The sequence below is a fragment of the Streptomyces sp. NPDC001922 genome, from assembly GCF_042891165.1.
Classification (GTDB): Bacteria; Actinomycetota; Actinomycetes; order Streptomycetales; family Streptomycetaceae; genus Streptomyces.
The window spans coordinates 364,158-380,507 of record NZ_JBIASV010000008.1 but is presented as its reverse complement, the minus strand read 5'-3'; the positions used below and the strand labels follow the sequence as shown (position 1 = coordinate 380,507).

10 protein-coding genes are annotated in these 16,350 nt (G+C 74.1%); 2 read left to right on the top strand and 8 right to left on the bottom strand.

The window, feature by feature from the left end:
* Nucleotides 1-46 precede the first annotated feature (46 nt).
* Complete coding sequence (locus ACFYYR_RS17485; protein ID WP_388853418.1) at nt 47-937, bottom strand: hypothetical protein; 891 nt, start codon at nt 935-937, stop codon at nt 47-49.
* A 228-nt stretch (nt 938-1,165) separates the two neighbouring features.
* Between ACFYYR_RS17485 and ACFYYR_RS17480 the strand changes: the two genes are divergently transcribed.
* Nucleotides 1,166-1,348 carry a hypothetical protein gene (locus ACFYYR_RS17480; RefSeq protein WP_351505891.1) on the top strand — a complete coding sequence of 61 codons (183 nt, stop codon included), beginning with the start codon at nt 1,166-1,168 and terminating at the stop codon, nt 1,346-1,348.
* Between the two features lie 131 nt (nt 1,349-1,479).
* Entirely contained in the window at nt 1,480-3,402 is a 1,923-nt protein-coding gene (gene recQ, locus ACFYYR_RS17475) for a DNA helicase RecQ (RefSeq protein WP_388853415.1), read from the top strand.
* A gap of 23 nt (nt 3,403-3,425) precedes the next feature.
* Here recQ and ACFYYR_RS17470 read toward each other — a convergent pair whose 3' ends face one another.
* The 7 genes from ACFYYR_RS17470 to ACFYYR_RS17440 all read right to left on the bottom strand — a co-directional run bounded on the left by ACFYYR_RS17470 (nt 3,426) and on the right by ACFYYR_RS17440 (nt 16,133).
* A complete protein-coding gene (locus ACFYYR_RS17470) occupies nt 3,426-4,223 on the bottom strand; it encodes an adhesin (RefSeq protein WP_388853412.1) in 798 nt (265 codons plus the stop codon).
* 295 nt (nt 4,224-4,518) lie between these two features.
* Entirely contained in the window at nt 4,519-5,952 is a 1,434-nt protein-coding gene (locus tag ACFYYR_RS17465) for an extracellular solute-binding protein (protein WP_388853409.1), read from the bottom strand.
* Nucleotides 5,953-6,037: 85 nt separating this feature from the next.
* The gene (locus ACFYYR_RS17460) at nt 6,038-8,878 is read right to left on the bottom strand and encodes a caspase family protein (protein ID WP_388853406.1); all 2,841 of its coding nucleotides are present in this window, start codon (nt 8,876-8,878) and stop codon (nt 6,038-6,040) included.
* A 3-nt stretch (nt 8,879-8,881) separates the two neighbouring features.
* A complete protein-coding gene (locus ACFYYR_RS17455; RefSeq protein WP_388853403.1) occupies nt 8,882-9,286 on the bottom strand; it encodes a hypothetical protein in 405 nt (134 codons plus the stop codon).
* 258 nt (nt 9,287-9,544) lie between these two features.
* Nucleotides 9,545-11,500, bottom strand: a complete 1,956-nt coding sequence (locus tag ACFYYR_RS17450) for an MFS transporter (RefSeq protein WP_388853400.1) — start codon at nt 11,498-11,500, stop codon at nt 9,545-9,547.
* A 288-nt stretch (nt 11,501-11,788) separates the two neighbouring features.
* On the bottom strand, nt 11,789-12,484 hold the full coding sequence (locus ACFYYR_RS17445) for a L,D-transpeptidase family protein (protein WP_388853572.1): 696 nt from the start codon (nt 12,482-12,484) through the stop codon (nt 11,789-11,791).
* A 232-nt stretch (nt 12,485-12,716) separates the two neighbouring features.
* Nucleotides 12,717-16,133, bottom strand: coding sequence for a D-alanyl-D-alanine carboxypeptidase (locus ACFYYR_RS17440; RefSeq protein ID WP_388853397.1), 3,417 nt, complete (start codon nt 16,131-16,133; stop codon nt 12,717-12,719).
* Nucleotides 16,134-16,350: the final 217 nt, after the last annotated feature.

Here is a 16,350-nt window from a genome sequence, read left to right as displayed (position 1 = left end):
GCCCGCATCCGGCCCGCACCCGCGTGCCCCCGAGGAGCGGGGCAGGTCAGGGCGTCCCCGGGACGATGCCGGTGCTGATGGCCCCCGGGTCCCAGTGGGTGTTCCCGGGGACGTGGCAGTGGCCGAAGTGCCCGCCCTGCCCCTGCCAGACGGCGCGCGGGCGGGGCATCGGCGAGGTCTCGGTGGGCACCGGCTCACCGGCGGGCCAGTTGTCCGGGATGCCGTGCGCCCGCATCGCGGCGAGCAGCTTCCGGAAGTTCGGCTTCGAGGCCGGGTCGAAGTTGTCGGTGAAGGGCTCCGCGGCGTGGCCGAGCACCTCGACCTGGATGCACACCAGCCCTTCGCGGTTGGTGCGGCGCGTGCCGTCGTTCCGCAGCGCCCGCGCACTCTGGCGCATCGGGCCGAACTGGCCGACCTTGTCGGTCACCGGGTCGTAGATGACCTGCGGCTCGGAGGCCACGCTGATCAGGAAGTTCGCCATCGAGGTGAAGAAATTGGCGCCCGCCGGTGACTCGGTGGTGTGCCAGACCGCGCGGGGCGGGTTCTCCGGGTGGTCCATGGCGCCGCCGATGACCTGGCCTCCGAACCGGACCGCGCCGTCCACGTAGTCGGGCCCGGTGGCCGCGCGGGGCGCCGGGTACGCGCCCTCTTCCGCATCCGTGCGCTCCCGGTGGGTCGTCCGCTCGGCCCCCGCCTGCCGCCCGGCCGCGGATCCCCCGGAGGCGGCCGGCCGGTCGACCGGGACGTACCAGTCGAGGTTGCCGTCGTCGCGCAGCACGAACATCACGCCGGGCTGCTCGGGGTGGTCCCGGACGTGCCGCGGCGCGCCCGCGAGCTCGGCGTGGGCGCGGACCGCGTCGACGTGGTCCTCGTCGACGGTGCCGCAGTAGGTGACGGTCCGGTCCGCGTGGACGACGGCCGCGTGGAACGTGGTCATGGACGGGTCCCATCGGTGCAGGGCCAACCGGAGGCGAGTAACGGGGGTCTCTGTAGTCGTCACCGCCGGTGCGCGGCGGCAACCCGGAGCGGACCCGACACCGCCCGTTCGGGCGAGCGGCCCGGCGGCGCACGGGGGCCCGCACGCGGGGCCCGACCGGCGGCCACGGGGCGCATATCACAGTGCACGATGCGCACGATTGTCCGACCGTGCCCCTACTCTGGATACATGTCCGACTCACCGAGCCCTGGTTCCGTGCTGCCTTCTGCCGCCGAGGCGAACGCCGCGATCCGCGCGTTCCTCGCTCAGCGCTCGGGCCGTCCGCTGTGGCCCGAGGAGCGCGAGCGGTACGAGCGGCTGCGCGCCGAGTGGAACGCCGCGGTGCGCCGCGAGATCGAGCGGGCCGCCTGACGGCCGCCCGCCGGGCCCCGGGCGCCGTTCCGGGGCCTGCCGCCGGGCACCGCGGCCTCCGCCGTACCGGGCCCGCGGCCCGTTGTCCACAGGGCGCCGGACCACCCGGGCCGCCCTCCTAGACTGAACCGATGACCAGCCCCGAGCACCGTCCCGAGATGAGCGACGCGACCCAGGTACTGCAGCGCGTCTTCGGCTACGACTCGTTCCGGGGAGGGCAGCAGGAGATCATCGAGCATGTCGCCGCCGGCGGCGACGCCCTCGTGCTCATGCCGACCGGCGGCGGCAAGTCGCTCTGCTACCAGATCCCCGCCCTCGTCCGGGACGGCGTGGGCGTGGTCGTCTCACCGCTGATCGCGCTCATGCAGGACCAGGTCGACGCGCTGCGGGCGCTCGGCGTGCGGGCGGGGTTCCTCAACTCCACGCAGGACCTGGAGGAGCGGCAGCTGGTCGAGGCCGAGTTCCTCGCCGGCGAGCTGGACCTGCTCTATCTCGCGCCGGAGCGGCTCCGGGTGGAGTCCACCCTGCGGCTGCTCGACCGCGGCCGGATCTCGCTGTTCGCGATCGACGAGGCGCACTGCGTGGCGCAGTGGGGGCACGACTTCCGGCCCGACTACCTGGCCCTGTCCGCGCTGCACGAGCGCTGGCCCACGGTGCCCCGGATCGCGCTGACGGCGACCGCCACCGAGGCCACCCACGCGGAGATCACCTCCCGGCTCGGCCTCCAGGACGCCCGGCACTTCGTGGCGAGCTTCGACCGGCCCAACATCCAGTACCGCATCGTGCCCAAGGACGAGCCGAAGCGGCAGCTGCTGGCGCTGCTGCGCACCGAGCACCCGGGCGACGCCGGCATCGTCTACTGCCTGTCCCGGTCCTCCGTGGAGAAGACCGCGGAGTTCCTGGTGAAGAACGGCATCGAGGCCCTGCCGTACCACGCCGGGCTGGACGCGCGGACCCGCGCCGAGAACCAGGCGCGCTTCCTGCGCGAGGACGGTGTGGTCGTGGTCGCGACCATCGCGTTCGGCATGGGCATCGACAAGCCGGACGTGCGGTTCGTCGCCCACCTCGACCTGCCCAAGTCCGTCGAGGGCTACTACCAGGAGACGGGCCGGGCCGGGCGGGACGGCCTGCCGTCGACGGCCTGGCTGGCGTACGGCCTGCAGGACGTGGTGCAGCAGCGGAGGATGATCGACACCTCCGAGGGCGACGCCGCGCACCGCCGCCGGCTCGCGGACCACCTGGACGCCATGCTGGCGCTCTGCGAGACCGTCGAGTGCCGCCGCATCCGGCTGCTCGACTACTTCGGCGAGAAGAGCGAGGCCTGCGGCAACTGCGACACCTGTCTGACCCCGCCGACGACCTGGGACGGCACGATCCCGGCGCAGAAGCTGCTGTCCACGGTGGTCCGGCTGGACCGCGAGCGGCGGGGCCAGAAGTTCGGCTCGGGCCAGATCATCGACATCCTGCTGGGCAAGAAGACCGCCAAGGTCATCCAGCACGACCACGACTCGCTGAAGACCTTCGGCATCGGCGCCGACCTCGGCACCGCGGGATGGCGCGCGGTGGTGCGCCAGCTGCTGGCCCAGGGGCTGCTCACGGTGGAGGGCGAGTACAACACCCTGGCGCTCACCGAGGCCAGCGCCGAGGTGCTGGGCGGCCGGCGGGAGGTGCCGATGCGGCGCGACCCCGAGCGGGCCCCGCGGGCGGCCAAGTCCGGTGCGTCCTCCTCCCGGCGGGCCGCACCGGTCGATCTGCCCGAGGAGGCCGTGCCGGTCTTCGAGCTGCTGCGCGCCTGGCGGGCGGCGACCGCGAAGGAGCAGGGCGTCCCCGCGTATGTGATCTTCCACGACGCCACGCTGCGCGAGATCGCGACCGCGCTGCCGACGACGCTCGCGGAGCTCGGAGGGATCAGCGGCGTCGGCGACAACAAGCTGGCCAAGTACGGGCAGTCGGTCCTCGACACGCTGGCCGGCGACGGGGGCGGGGCCCCGGTGGGCGCCGGGCCGGCCCCGGACACCCTGCCCGGGGCACCGGACGGCGCACCGGCCGGGTGAGCCCCGGCACCGGGCGCCCCTGACTACTCCCGGCAGGTGACCTTCATCTGGGCCGCCGCGTGGTGGGCGTAGGTGGTGCCGTAGTCGTTCCAGTCCTCGCCGCGGTCGACCAGTTCGACGCCCAGCCGGCCGTCCTTCACCTCGTAGGTGCCGGCATCGACGCGGTGTCCGCGGTTGAGGGTCTGGTCGATCAGGAAGCTGTCGTACGCGGAGTCCGGTTCGTTGGCGTCGGCGAGCACGTTGTACAGCGTGGGGTCGCCCGCCACGTCGCGGCCTTCGGCGCTGGTGGGGACGTACACCTCGATCGCGCAGGCATCGGAGTCCTCGCCCACCGTCCACCACCACAGCGCCCGGTTGCCGCTGTCCTCGGTCGAACTGCCCGACATGGGGACGGCGGAGAACGAACCGTCGCACGCACCGCCTTCGTAGCCACCGGAGCTGACGGTGTACCAGCCCTCGATGCCGTCGACGTGCCGGCCGTACTCGGCGTAGCCGCCGCCCTCGGGCGCGGTGCAGCCGTGGCCGGCCCAGGCGGAGTAGGTGACCTGGCCCTGCTCCCCCGGCTCGTCCGGCTTCCCCGGTGCCTCCTCGCCGGCGTCCGTCGTCGAGGGGCCGGACTCCTCCCCGGCCGGCTCCTCGTCCGCCGATGCGCCCGCCGACTCGTCCGACGGGCCGGAGGACGGCAGGATCAGCGTCGGCTTCGGCGGCTCGCGCAGCTCCGGATCGGCGGCCGCGGCGGTGCGCGGCTCGGCGGGGCCGGCGAAGAGCGTCGAGGACACCACCAGCGCGGTCAGTCCGACGACCCCGGCGAACGTGAGCACGGCACCCGCTCCGAGGCCTGCCCGGCGCCCCGCTGACAGCGTTGTCCAACGCCCGCGGAGCGTCTCGCGGACGATCCAGGGGTCCGGATTCCGCCGCCCGCCCGCCGCGTGGCGCCGCGGCCGCACATAGCGGCACGCACAGGGCTTTCCCGACAACGTGTCCTCATGTCCGCCGCATTGCTCACACGCCATCGTTCAGATCCCCGGGATGTTACTGGTCGTTAATGCGGACCCACTATGCATGAGGCATGTGCCCAGAGATAGGGGTGCGGCGCATCGAATTCCGATCGTCCGGTCAGCCCCCTTCCATCACGGTCCTCAGGTCCTTGTCCAGGTCTTCGGCCAGGTCCTCCTCGTCCCCGCCGTTCTCCAGCCGGCCGTGCACCAGGGTCTGCACCAGCTCGGTGAAGGCCGCGTAGTACGGGGTCACCGGCCGCGGCCGGGCCCGGCCGAGCGCCTTGCGCAACGCCTCGGTCCAGGGCGGGAGTTTCCGGCTCCCGGCCTCCTCGCCGCCGGCCTCCGGGGCCGCGCTCGCCCGCTCCCCGTCGGCGCCGCCGGTCCGGTCGCCACCGCTCCCGGCACCCCCTTCGTCCGAGGCCGTCCCCTCCTCGCCGGAGGCCTCCTCCCCGGACGTCGCCTCGCCGCCGCTCGCCCCGCCGCCTCCGGACAGCGAACAGCGCGGGCCGGCCGCCTCGTAGGTCGCCTTCAGCACCGGGGCGAAACCGGCCTCCAGCAGGCAGCGCTGCTGCGCCGGCCGCACCAGGAAGTCCAGCAGCCGGCGGGCGTCGTCCGGGTGCGCGCTGTCCCGGGTGACGGCGAGGTTCTGGCCGCCGAGCACCGACGACCCGTTGGCTCCGCGGCCCGGCAGCGGCACGACGCCGAACTTCCCCGCGACCTTCGACCCCTTCGCCGCCAGCACGTTGTACACGTAAGGCCAGTTCCGCATGAAGGGGACCTTCTCGTCGCGGAACATCTCCAGGCTGTCGCGCTCGTCGGCGGTGCTGGTCTCCGGCGGCATCAGGCCGTGGAACCGCTGGAACAGATCGGTCAGCCCCTCCTGGGTGTCCACGCTGGCCGCCACCACCTTGCCCGTGGTGTCGACGAGTTCGCCGTCGGCGGCCCAGACCGCCTCCTGGGCGTTCACCGTCAGCCCCTCGTAGGAGTCGAGCTGGGTCGCGTAGCCGTACGGGAAGGTCTGCCTGACCTGCCGGGGGTCCTTGGCGTTGCCCGCGGCGGTGTCCAGTTCGCCCCAGGTGGCGGGCGGCCGCCACGCGGCGTCCTTCCAGATGTCTTTGCGGTAGTAGAGCAGCGCGGCATCGGTGTTGAACGGCACCGCCCAGATCCGCTTCCGGAAACGGGCGGTGTCCGCCACCTGCCCCCACATGCCGTGCAGCGGGTCGCCGTCGAGCGGGCGGATCAGGTCGCCCGCGGCGAACTCGGCGGTCCAGGGCACATCCAGGTTGACCACGTCGTAGTCGGCGCCGCCGGACTGCAGGGCGGCCACCAGCTGGCTGCGCGCGTCGTCCGCCGCGGCCGGCAGCCGGACGATCTCCACCCGGACGTCCGGCTGGGACCGGTCCCAGGCCTCGATCAGCCGCTGCCGCACCGGGCCCTGCGAGACGTCCGAGGCGGTCGCCACCCGCAGCACCCGCTCCTCCCCCGGCGACGGCTTCGGGTCCGGTGCCGCCCGGTCCCCGCCGTCGCAGCCGGCGCACAGCGTCAGCAGCACCGCCCCCGCCAGCGCGGCGCCACGGCTACGGCTACGGCTACGGCTACGGCTACGGCTACGGCTACGGCTACGGCTACGGCTACGGCTACGGCCCATCGTCGCTCGCTCCTCCCTGCACCTGGTTGGCCACCTGCTCGGCCAGTGCCTCGGCGGCCTTCTCCGGCCGGCCCGCGTAACAGCCCGCCGAGGCCGGGTTCTCGAACCGGCGGATCCCGGCGGTGCAGCCGTCCAGCCGGACCGACAGCACCAGCACACCCGTGCTGCCGTCGCGCCCCTGCTCCCGGCCCAGGGCCTGGGCCGCCGCCCCGCCGCCGTCGCCCAGCGGCCGGTCGTCCCCGTCGGTGATGAGCACGATCAGCGGCCGCCGGTCCCCGCGGGTGTCGCGCAGCGCCCGCTCCAGCACCTCGTGGACCGCCGCCCCCTTGGTGACCAGCCGTTTCCTCGGCGACGAGGCCAGCCAGGCCAGGGCCTCGGCCCGGGAGTCCCCCGGGGTGCCGCGCGGGACCGCGGTACGGGCGCGGTCCGGATGCCGCGCCGACCCCGGATAGGTCCGGATCCCGTAACTGTCCCGCGGGCCCAGGCGTTGCAGGGAGCTGCGCAGCGCGGCGTCGGCCATCGCCAGCTTGTCGCCCTCGCCCATCGACCACGAGACGTCGACGAGGAAGAGAACCTGGCCCGGTTCGCGGGTCTGGGTGTACTCCTCGACGACGGTGTCCGCGGTGCCTCCGTCGGCGGTGCCGGTCACCACCGGTACGTCGGCCAGCACCCCGCTGATCCCCGGGTCCTTCCAGGCGTCGCCGCGCGGCGGGGCGGGGCTGCCGTCGGCGCGGGTGCCACGGACCAGTCCGCGCAGGAACCGGCCGCTGCCCGTGCCCGTGAGCCAGGTGCGGAAGTTCCGGACGGCGGCCTTGCGCCGGGCCGCGTCCCGGGCGCCCTTCCAGCGGACCTCGGCCAGCGGCAGGTCGAGGGCGGGCACCCCCGCCGGGTAGTAGGCGACCAGCCGGGAGTGCTCGTCGGCGGGCCGGCTGTTGTCGCACGCCGAACCCGGGCGGCTGCCGAGGTTGAAGTCGGCGACCGCCTTCTCCGAGACCAGGGCGGCGGCCTTGCCCAGCCGGGGTTCCCCGGGCTCCGGGTCGTCGAGGCCGCACAGCAGGCCGTCGGCGTCCGACGCGGGTGCCGTCCGCTGCCGCAGCCGCCGCTCCACGCCCTCGGCGTCGCGGTCCGCGCCGCCGGTGAGCCGTCCGTCGCGCGCCTCGTACAGGCCGACGGTGTGCTGGAGTCCGGTGCCCGAGGTGTCCGGGTCGGGGCGGAGCAGCGGCATACCGGGCGCGACCTCCGCCATGGCGTCGAGCAGGTCGTCCCAGCTGCTGCCGGTCCGGAAGACGCCCGCTGCCGTCAGCTTCTTCTCCAGCGCCGCCGGTACCGCGAGGACCAGCGGGGAGTACCCGGCCGAGCCCAGCGGAACCACCCGCGCGGGACCGGGGTTGCGGGCGATCTGCCGCTGGATGCGGCCGAGTTCGGTGCTCGATCCGGAGATGACGAGATCCGGCTGCGGACCGACGTCCTGCAACGGGTCGGCACACAGGGCGGACTCCTCGTTCCCCCCGGTCCCGTCCTGTGCGGCCCCGTCCGGGCCGGCGCTCTGCGGCGCCGGGGAGGCGGAGGGGCAGGCTCCGCCGGAGGCGGCGGGGGCCGGTGCCCCGGTGCCCGCGTCCGCGCGCTGCCCGGCCCAGGCGCCGGTCGCTCCGAAGGCGTCGACGGTCTCGCCCGTCCCGGCCCCGTAGACGGTGATGTTGGTCCGGCGGCAGTCGCCCCGTGCGCCGTCGTCCGGGCCGAGCGGCACCCGGTTGGCGGGGCTGCCCAGATAGGCGGCGACGGCGTGCCCCACCGCGGCGCGGGTCTCCGGACCGGCCATCAGCCGCAGTTCCAGGGGCGGCAGGCAGCCCCCGCCGCCGGGCTCCGGGGCCGGCCAGACGAGATACACCCCGGTCCCGACGGTCAGCAGCAGGGCCAGCGCGCCCGCGACCGCGGCCCGCCGCCCCTCGCCCAGCCACCGGAGCAGCCGCGGCCGGCCGGGCTCGTCCCCGCCGTCGGGCTCCGTAGCGGGAGAGGGAGGCCACGGCGGTGGCGTGGGCAGCTCCGGGGGCAGCCCGCCGGGCGGCGCAAGGTGCGGGACGAAGCGGGAGATGACGATGTCGGGGCCGACGCCGCTGCTGCCGCCCTTGGGTCCCCAGCCGTCGCCGAAGTTCACCGGCCAGTCCTTGGTCGCCCGGTACAGCCGGTCGTACAGCCCCTGCATCGTCAGCACGCGGCTGTCCCGCCCGGTCTCCTCCATCGCCCGGATGACGGCGTCGGTGAAACGGCTGCGCGGGCCGCCCTCCCCCGCGTCCACCCCCTTCGTGGGCTGGGTTTTGGTGGGCAGCGAGGAGGCCAGGGTGTAGTGCCCGTTCTGCCCGACCGCCCGACCGTCGATGGCCACCCCGGAGTTGCAGCAGTCGAGGATGAACACCGCGTGCCGGAAGTGCATCCGGTTCAGCGTCTTCAGCACGTGGGACCAGGACACCGCGGTGCCCTCCAGGTTGACGTCGAGGTCGGCGTCCGGCGTCATCAGATAGAGCTGGTTGTCGAACGGGTCGCGGTAGCCGTGTCCGGCGAAGTAGACGAAGAGCAGATCGGTGGTGGCCTCCGCGACCTGCTTCAGCTCCCGCAGCCACTCGCCCTGGCTGGGCGAGGTGAGGACCTTGATCGCGTCCTCCGGCAGGATTCCGCGGGTCCCGTCCGGCAGCACGGTCTCGGACAGCGCCGACGCCAGGTCCTTCAGATTGCGATCGACGTAGTCCAGCGGCTCGAATCCGCCGTCCGCCACGTGGGGCACCCCGACGAGGAATGCCCGCGAGCCCTTACGGTCGGGGACGTGCGCGGCCACGGCTCATGCACCACCGGTCGCACCGGACTCCAGCTCCGCGCCGACCCGCGCCACGATCTCCGGGATCCGGTCGGCCGTGAGGTCGTCCTCGGTGATCCGCACCGGCGGGCGGCCCGCCACCCGTACCGTCACCACGGTCCGGTTGCCGTGGCTCAGCCGCACCCGGCTGCGCAGCCAGCCCATCAGGGCGCCGACCATCGCCCGCACCGGATCGTCCAGGGTCGACACCGCGACATGCGCCGCCAGCGCGACCATCAGGTCCTCCAGCGCGCCCGCCCGGCCCGGCGCCGACTCCGACTTGAATCTCCAGTACTGAGTGAAGGACTCGTCGTCCTTCAGCCAGCCGGCGATGCCCTGCAGCTCTCTGCCCGGGTCCGCACTGCCCTCGACACTGATCCGTAAGTCCACTCCGCCGCCCCGTCCGTCTCCCCCGCGCCCCCACCGGACGCACACTGTCCGTTGCCCTTGCCTGACGCTCCGCCAAGTCTGTGGGTTCCCGGGCCGGATGGCCAGTACCGCAGGCAGAACCCACGGCACCGGGAGTGCGCGGCCGGGCGACGGGGGCGCACGGAGGCGCGCGACGGGGCGAGGGCCGGGGCCGCGCCCCTGCGGACCGGCCGCCCGGTGCCCGGACCGCCCGCCCGTGGCCGCCGGCGGGCGGAGACCTCAGCCGGCGTCCGGGCAGGGTGTCCCGCGCGGCAGCTGGTAGGGCGAGGCGATCCGGTAGGTACCGGCGCGCGGCGCGTGGAGCTCGGTCCACTCGTCCTCCGGCGCGCCGCCCGGGGCCGGCCGGACCGTCCTGGTGAGGCAGCCGTGCAGGTTCGTGAAGCCCCGGCCGTCCGCGTCGGGTTCCGGCGACTCGACCCGGTTGCCCTGCCGGTCGACCAGCCCCAGCCACGGCGAGTACGGGACCCGGATGAGGACCGGGCCCGCGGAGCGGACGGTGACGGTCAGCTCTCCGGCGTCGGAGTGCCGGACGACGGCGGGCGGGTCGGCCAGCGGCGTCGGGTCCGCCACCCGGTAGATCTTCCAGTTGCGGTCCGACCAGACCTCGGTCAGATAGGGCACGCCCGCCCCGACGAGCTTCGCCTCCTCCTGCCCCGCGAAGTCCGGCTCGTCGTGCGACAGCACCACGTACCGCACGGCCCACCGCTTCAGCCAGGCCCGGTAGCTGTCCCGGGTGAGCATGCCCTCCTCGTAGAAGAGCGGATTGCGCTCCCGGTCCGCCTGCCGGTTCCAGCCGCGGGCCAGATTGACGTACGGGGCGAGCGCGGACGCCTCGCGGTGGCTGCGGGCGGGGACCACCTCGACCCGGCCGCGGTCGGCGTCGGACCGGTCCAGCCGGTCGATCAGCGGTGCGACCTCCCGCGCCCAGGACGCCGCGGGCCTGGTGTTGACGACGTCGCTGACGGTCTTGACGGTCTGCCAGACCGTCACCCCCACGACAGCGACGCAGAGCGCGATCCAGCGGCGGGAGCGGTGCGGGGTCCGGGGCATCGCCGCCAGGAACACCACCCCCGCGAAGAGCAGCGCGAGGCGGGTGACGTTGCTGCCGATCTGCGAGTCCACGATCCAGCTGAGCAGTATCCCCAGCGCGTACACGGCCGAACAGAGCCGCACCGTCCGCCAGCCCGCGGGGACCAGCAGCACCCCGAGGACGGCGAAGGCGAGCGGCAGCACCACGCTGCCGAAGGTCATCGGCTGGGTTCCGGAGAACGGGAACAGCAGCGCGGACACGCCGACGACCAGCGTCGGCGTCACGCCGAGGGCGTAGGCGGCGGCGCGGCGCCGGTCCAGGAACAGGGCAGCGGCCACCATGCCGAGGAAGAGCCCCGCCACCGGACTCGCCGCGGTCGCCAGCGCCGCCAGCACGGCGGCCGCACCGGCCCGGGTGTACAGCTGCGCACGGGAGCGCCAGGTCCGCGGCCAGGAGAAGACCACGGCGACCGCGCCCAGGGCGAACATCAGGCCGAGGCCGAAGGTCACCCGGCCCGATATGGCGTTGCACACCAGGGCGAACGCGCCGGCGAGGGCGGTGGGCAGGGGATGCTTCACCGCGCCGCAGCGGGTGAGGATCAGCGCCAGCAGCCCGCAGGAGAGGGTCCCGGCGATCATCATCGTGGTGCGCACACCGAGCACATGCATCAGGTACGGCGAGATCACGCTGTACGAGACCGGGTGCATCCCGCCGTACCAGGCCAGGTTGTAGGCCGAGTCGGGGTGCCGTCCGGCGAACTCCGCCCAGGCGTCCTGGGCGGCGAGGTCGCCCCCGCTGTTGGCGAACAGCAGCAGCCAGGCGACGTGCAGGAGCGTGCCGGCGAGCAGGGTGAGGACGACGGTGCGCGGAAAGAGGCGGCGCAGCAGGGCACCGCGGGGTGCCGCGCCCGGCGTTCCGGCCGGCCGTCCGGCGGGCTCCGGCGCACCGACCGGTCCGGGGTGACTCCCCCGGTCCGACGGCTCGTCGTGGGCGCGCGGCAGCTCCCGGCCGCCCGGTGCGTCCGCGGTCCGGGGGCCGTTCTCGGCCCTGGGTCCGTCCGCGGTCCGCCCGGCGACCGGGCTCCCGTCGTGGTGCGCGCCTTCGGTCCGGTCGGCGCCCGGTGCGGCGTCCTCCCCCCGGCGCATGCCGGGCACGGATATCCGCCCCTTCACGGAGCCGTCGTCATCAGCCCGTGAGGGCCGCGCGGTCGTCACTGAGACTCTCCCCGTCTTCCCGGCGTCCCGCCCCCGCGATCACGCCACCCGGCTCGGGCGGGTGCTCCCGGCTGGTCGGGCGGGGACCGCACACGGGTCGGCGATCGTGACGCTAACACGCGGTGCCCGCCGTGCCGGGGACGGCACGGCGGCGGGCGCGCGCTCGGCGGCGGGCGCCCGACACCCCGGGGGACGCCGTCGGGGACGGGGAGGTTGCTCTCAGGTCCCGGGCTTCCGGCCGTAGACGAAGACGTCGTCGCCCTTCTTCAGCAGGCTCCAGTACTTCTTGGCCTCGCCCTTGCGCATGTTCACGCAGCCGTGGGAGCCCGGCGGGGACCAGACGCTGCCGCTGATCGAGTGGAACGCCTGGCCGCCGTCGAAGAACTGGCTGTACGGCATGGCCACGTTGTAGAGCGTCGACCAGTGGTTGATGCTGCGGTAATAGATCTTCTTCGCGCCGGTCCGCGTCTCGTACCCGTTGCGTCCGGTGCGCACCGGCACCGGGCCGTACTTCAGCTTCCGGCCGTCCTGGATCCAGCTGAGCTGCCGGGTCAGGTCGACGCAGGCGATGCGGCCCTTGTTCGTGGGGCACTTCCCGGCGGCGTTCGGGTTGCTGCCCGCGGCCTTCTGCTTGTTCATCAGGTCCATCACGCCCCAGGTGACGGGCCCGGCGTAACCGATGTTGGGGTAGATGCCGTGCTTGGTCTGGAAGGCGCGTATGGCGGCGCAGTCCGCGGCGGACTGCCGGCCGTCCACCGGGCGCCCGAGGAACTTCTCCACCTGCTTCTGGTGCGGACCGGACTGTGTCGAACACGCCGCCGCCTGCGCCGGCGCACTGCCGAGGCCCACCGCCAGCGGCACGACCATGCCCGCCACGCCGAGCGCCGCCCCCACGCGACGCCGTACCGCTCCCACTGCTGATCTCATTTCCGCCCCTCCCCGGGTGAAGTCCTGACTGCTGACTTGGACAACGCAGGGCGCCCGCCGGTTGCGGTGGGCCGTGTCGCAGAAACGTCACAACGCCCCGGCGACCGCTCGCGGCGGAGCGCTCACCGGGGTCCGGAACGGCCACCGGGGCCGGCGCCTTGCACGGCGCCGGCCCCGGTGGGGTGGGACGGATCAGCTGATACGGATCAGCCGGTACGGGTCAGGTGATGCGGGTCAGCTTGCTCCCGAAGCCCGGTTCCGCCAGGTCGTCCTGGAGGGCGATCGGCACCTGCACCTGGCCGAGCCCGCTGCCCACGGTCATCGTGCCGACCTCGGTACCGGCCTTCGCGGTGTGCGGGACGACCTTGCCGTTGTCCGTGAGCTCGATGTCCACGGTCAGCCCGGCCCAGCCGACGGCCGTGACGTCCTTGGTCGCGACGACGGGGGTGGTGCCCCCGAGGCCGTCGTCGACCCGGCCGACGACATCGCCCTTCTTGACCACCTTGCGGGTCGTCAGGGTGTCGCCCGCGGCGGTGATCAGGGCCTTACTCGCGTCGACGGCGCCGGTCAGGATGGAGTTGTCGGTCGGGGACGGGGGCTGGTTCAGCACGGCGCCGATGATCAGCTGGTTGGTGCCGCCGACCTGCTTCCGCGCCGCGAACAGCAGGTTGCCCTGTGCGGCGGTGCTGGTGCCCGTCTTGATGCCGACACCGCTGAACGGGACCAGCCGGTTCCAGTTGTCCTGCTTCTTGCCGTTGCGGTCCATGTAGGACGGCTTGCCGACGACCTCCCGGAAGACCGGGTCCTGCATCGCCTTGCGGCCCAGCTTGACCTGGTCCTCGGCGGTGCTGACGGTGGTGGCCTGGAGACCGCTCGGGTCGGTGTACGTGGTGTTCTTCATGCCGAGGTCCTTGGCGGCCGCGTTCATCTTCTTGACGAACGCCTGCTCGGAACCGGCGTCCCAGCGGGCCAGCAGCCGCGCCACGTTGTTCGCGGACGCGATCATGATGGCGTTGAGCGCCTCGCACTCGGTGAGCTTCTCGCCCTCCTTGGTGTCCACCACGGACTCGTTCTGGGCGCTGAGCCCCGCGTCGTCCTCGGCCTTCTTGTCGACCGGGATGCGGGCTCCCTGCTTGCCCGGCTTGAGCGGGTGCTCCTTGAGGATGACGTAGGCCGTCATCGTCTTGGCCACACTCGCGATCGGCACCGGCTTCTGCTCGCCGAACGTGCCGAAGCTGCCCAGCCCGTCGATCCCCACGGCCGCCTGGCCCTTGGCGGGCCAGGGCATCGTCGGCTTCTTGCCGTCGAAGGCGTAGCTCTCCTGCGCGGTGAGGTCGAGCGTCGGCTCCGGCAGCGGCCGCAGCGCCTGCACGGTCGCAAAGACGACCGCGAGCAGGATGGCCAGCGGCGTCCAGATCTTGAACCGCCGGACGATGGTGCGCACCGGGGTCTCCGGCGGCGGCGGGGTGTTCGTCAGCTGCGCGAGCAGGTCTATCGGCGCGGGCTCGCCCGGTGCCGGCTCGGGCGGCAGCGGCTGCTGCTTGGTCCGCTCGGCCTCGGACAGCGAGGGCGCCGCGGTGGACTGCGCGGGCACGGCGGGCTCGTCGGCGGTCTTCACCGGCGACTTCGGCTTGCGCGGGGCCGTGTCGGAGTCCTTGAGGGGGACGAAGCGGCTGGTCCGCTCCGAGTCCGACTCGGGCTTGGCGCCGGGCTTCAGCGCCTTGAACGCCGTCGTCGGCTGGTCGACGCCCTTCTTCTCCGCGGGCTCCGCGTCCGGCTTCGCACCGGCCTTCCCGTCCGCCTTCGTACCGGGCTCACCGTCCGGCTTCGCACCGGCCTCGGCCCGCGTCCCGGCCTTGCCGTCGGTGCCGGGCTTCTCCCCGCCGTCGGACTTCTTGCCGTCGGCGGACTTCTTGGCGTCGCCGGGCTTGGCGTCGCTGCCGGGCTCGCCCTCGGTTCCGGGCTTGCCCTTCGCGCCGGCCCCGGTCCCTGCCGCGGCGCCGGACTTCTGCCCGGCACCGGACGTGCTCCCGGCGTCGGCCTTGCGGCCCGCGGGGCGCGTGACCGTGAAGGCCGTGGTGGGCTGGTCGACGGCCGTACCGTCGTCGTCCGCCTTCTCCCCGGTCTTGCCGCCGGTCTTGCCGCCTGCCTTGCCGCCGGTCTTGCCGTTCCCGGCCGGAGCGTCGTCCGGGGAACCGCCCGCGGCCGCGCCGCCGGACTCGTCGTCCCCGTCGTCGCCCTTGGCCCAGCTCGGCTTCCGGTCCCGGCCCTCGGCCTTGGCGGAGGAGGCGTCGCCGCCCTTGCCCCCGGCCTTCGCCTCGCTCTTGCCGGCCGGCTCGGTCCCGCCCTTGCCGGCGGCCTCGCCCGCGTCCTTGCCGGACGGCTGGTCACCGGCCTCGGCCCGGTCCGCCGCGTCGGAAGCTGCACCGGTCGCGGCCGCGCCGGCCGCCGAGGCGCCCCGGGCCGGCTTCTTCCGGTCCTTGCCCAGGGTGCCGAAGGTGGCCGTCGCCCGGTCCTCGGTGACGTCGTCCCGGGCCGCCTTCGTACGGTCCTTCGGCTCCTCGTCCGAGGAACCGCCCGCACCGGCGTCCGCCGCCGCGCCGCCCGCGGGCTTGTCGCCCGCCACGGAACGCTTCTTCCCGGCCGCCTTCCGCGGCTTGCCTCCGGCGGCCTTCCGGTCCGTCGTCGAACCGTCGGCCCCGGAGGTCCGGTCGCCGGTCACCGCGCGGGGCGCCTTGAACATCGTCGTGGGCTGGTCCACTGCCGCCGCGCCGTCGCCGTCGCCCGGCTTCCCGGTGTCCTGGGACTTCCCGGCGTCCTGGGGCTTCCCGGAGCCTTCGGGGCTGCCGGGGCCGTCGGACTTCCCGGACGCGCCCGACGCGGCGTCACCGCCCGGCGTCACGCCGTTCCTGCCCTTCTCGGCCTTGCTCCTGCCGGCCTTGCCCTTGCCGGTCCCGCTCCTGCCGGCCCGCCCGGCCGCGGACGCGTCGGCTCCGTCGGCCTCGCCGTCCGCGTCGCCGTCCGCCGCGCTCTGCGCACCGTGCCCGGCCGCGGGCCGCTTCGGCAGGTCGCTGTCGGCGCCGTCCTCCGCCGTCCCGGCGTCGGCACCGGACGGGGTGCCCCCCTCGGAGCCGTTCGAGCCCTCCGAGTTCCCCGAGTCCGCGGCGTCTTCGGAGTCCGAGCCCACGGCCGCTTCCGCGTCCGCGTCGGTACCGGCCACCCAGGCGGCGACCGCGGCACGGAGCCGGGCGTCACCCTTGTCGTTGCCCGCGGGCGCGTCCGCGCCCGCCGGCTCGTCCGCGTCGGCGCCCTCGTCCGAGCCACCGTCCTTGCCCGTTCCCGCGTTCGCATCCGCGTCGTTGCCCGCGTCCGGCCCGGCGGCGGCATCGGCGTCCGCCCCGGCATCGCCGTCCGCGGCCGAACCCGCGTCCGGCCCGCCGTCCGCCTCCGCGGCACCGGCGGTGCCCCCAACGGCCTTGCCGGCAGGGGGTTCCGTGGTTTCGGACGTGTCGTCCGCGGCCTCGGCGGGCCGGTCGGGGGAGTCCTGAATGACCGAGAGACGCGGATCGCCCTCGCCCCGAGTCGTCTCCCCCGACGACTTCTGCTGCTCCGACTTCTCGGGGGACTCGCCCGCCACCGATGCCTCCTCCACACACGTGCGGGACGCCCGACGCCGCGCCGGCGTCACGTCCCGCTGCTGAACCGCACTTACCAGTTTCCAGCCCGGATACGAGTGCCCCTCGCAGCCACGCTGTTCCGACCGGGTCCGACACCCCCCGAAGGACCTCGCCCACCTGCTAGACGAGAACGACATACCTACTGGTTCCCGTACGAAACACCCAGGCACTCTCGAC

Coding starts and splice junctions, on each gene's coding strand:
- ACFYYR_RS17485 (WP_388853418.1), bottom strand. CDS start 937: ATGACCACGTTCCACGCGGCCGTCGTCCACGCGGACCGGACCGTCACC.
- ACFYYR_RS17480 (WP_351505891.1), top strand. CDS start 1,166: ATGTCCGACTCACCGAGCCCTGGTTCCGTGCTGCCTTCTGCCGCCGAG.
- recQ (WP_388853415.1), top strand. CDS start 1,480: ATGACCAGCCCCGAGCACCGTCCCGAGATGAGCGACGCGACCCAGGTA.
- ACFYYR_RS17450 (WP_388853400.1), bottom strand. CDS start 11,500: ATGCGCCGGGGGGAGGACGCCGCACCGGGCGCCGACCGGACCGAAGGC.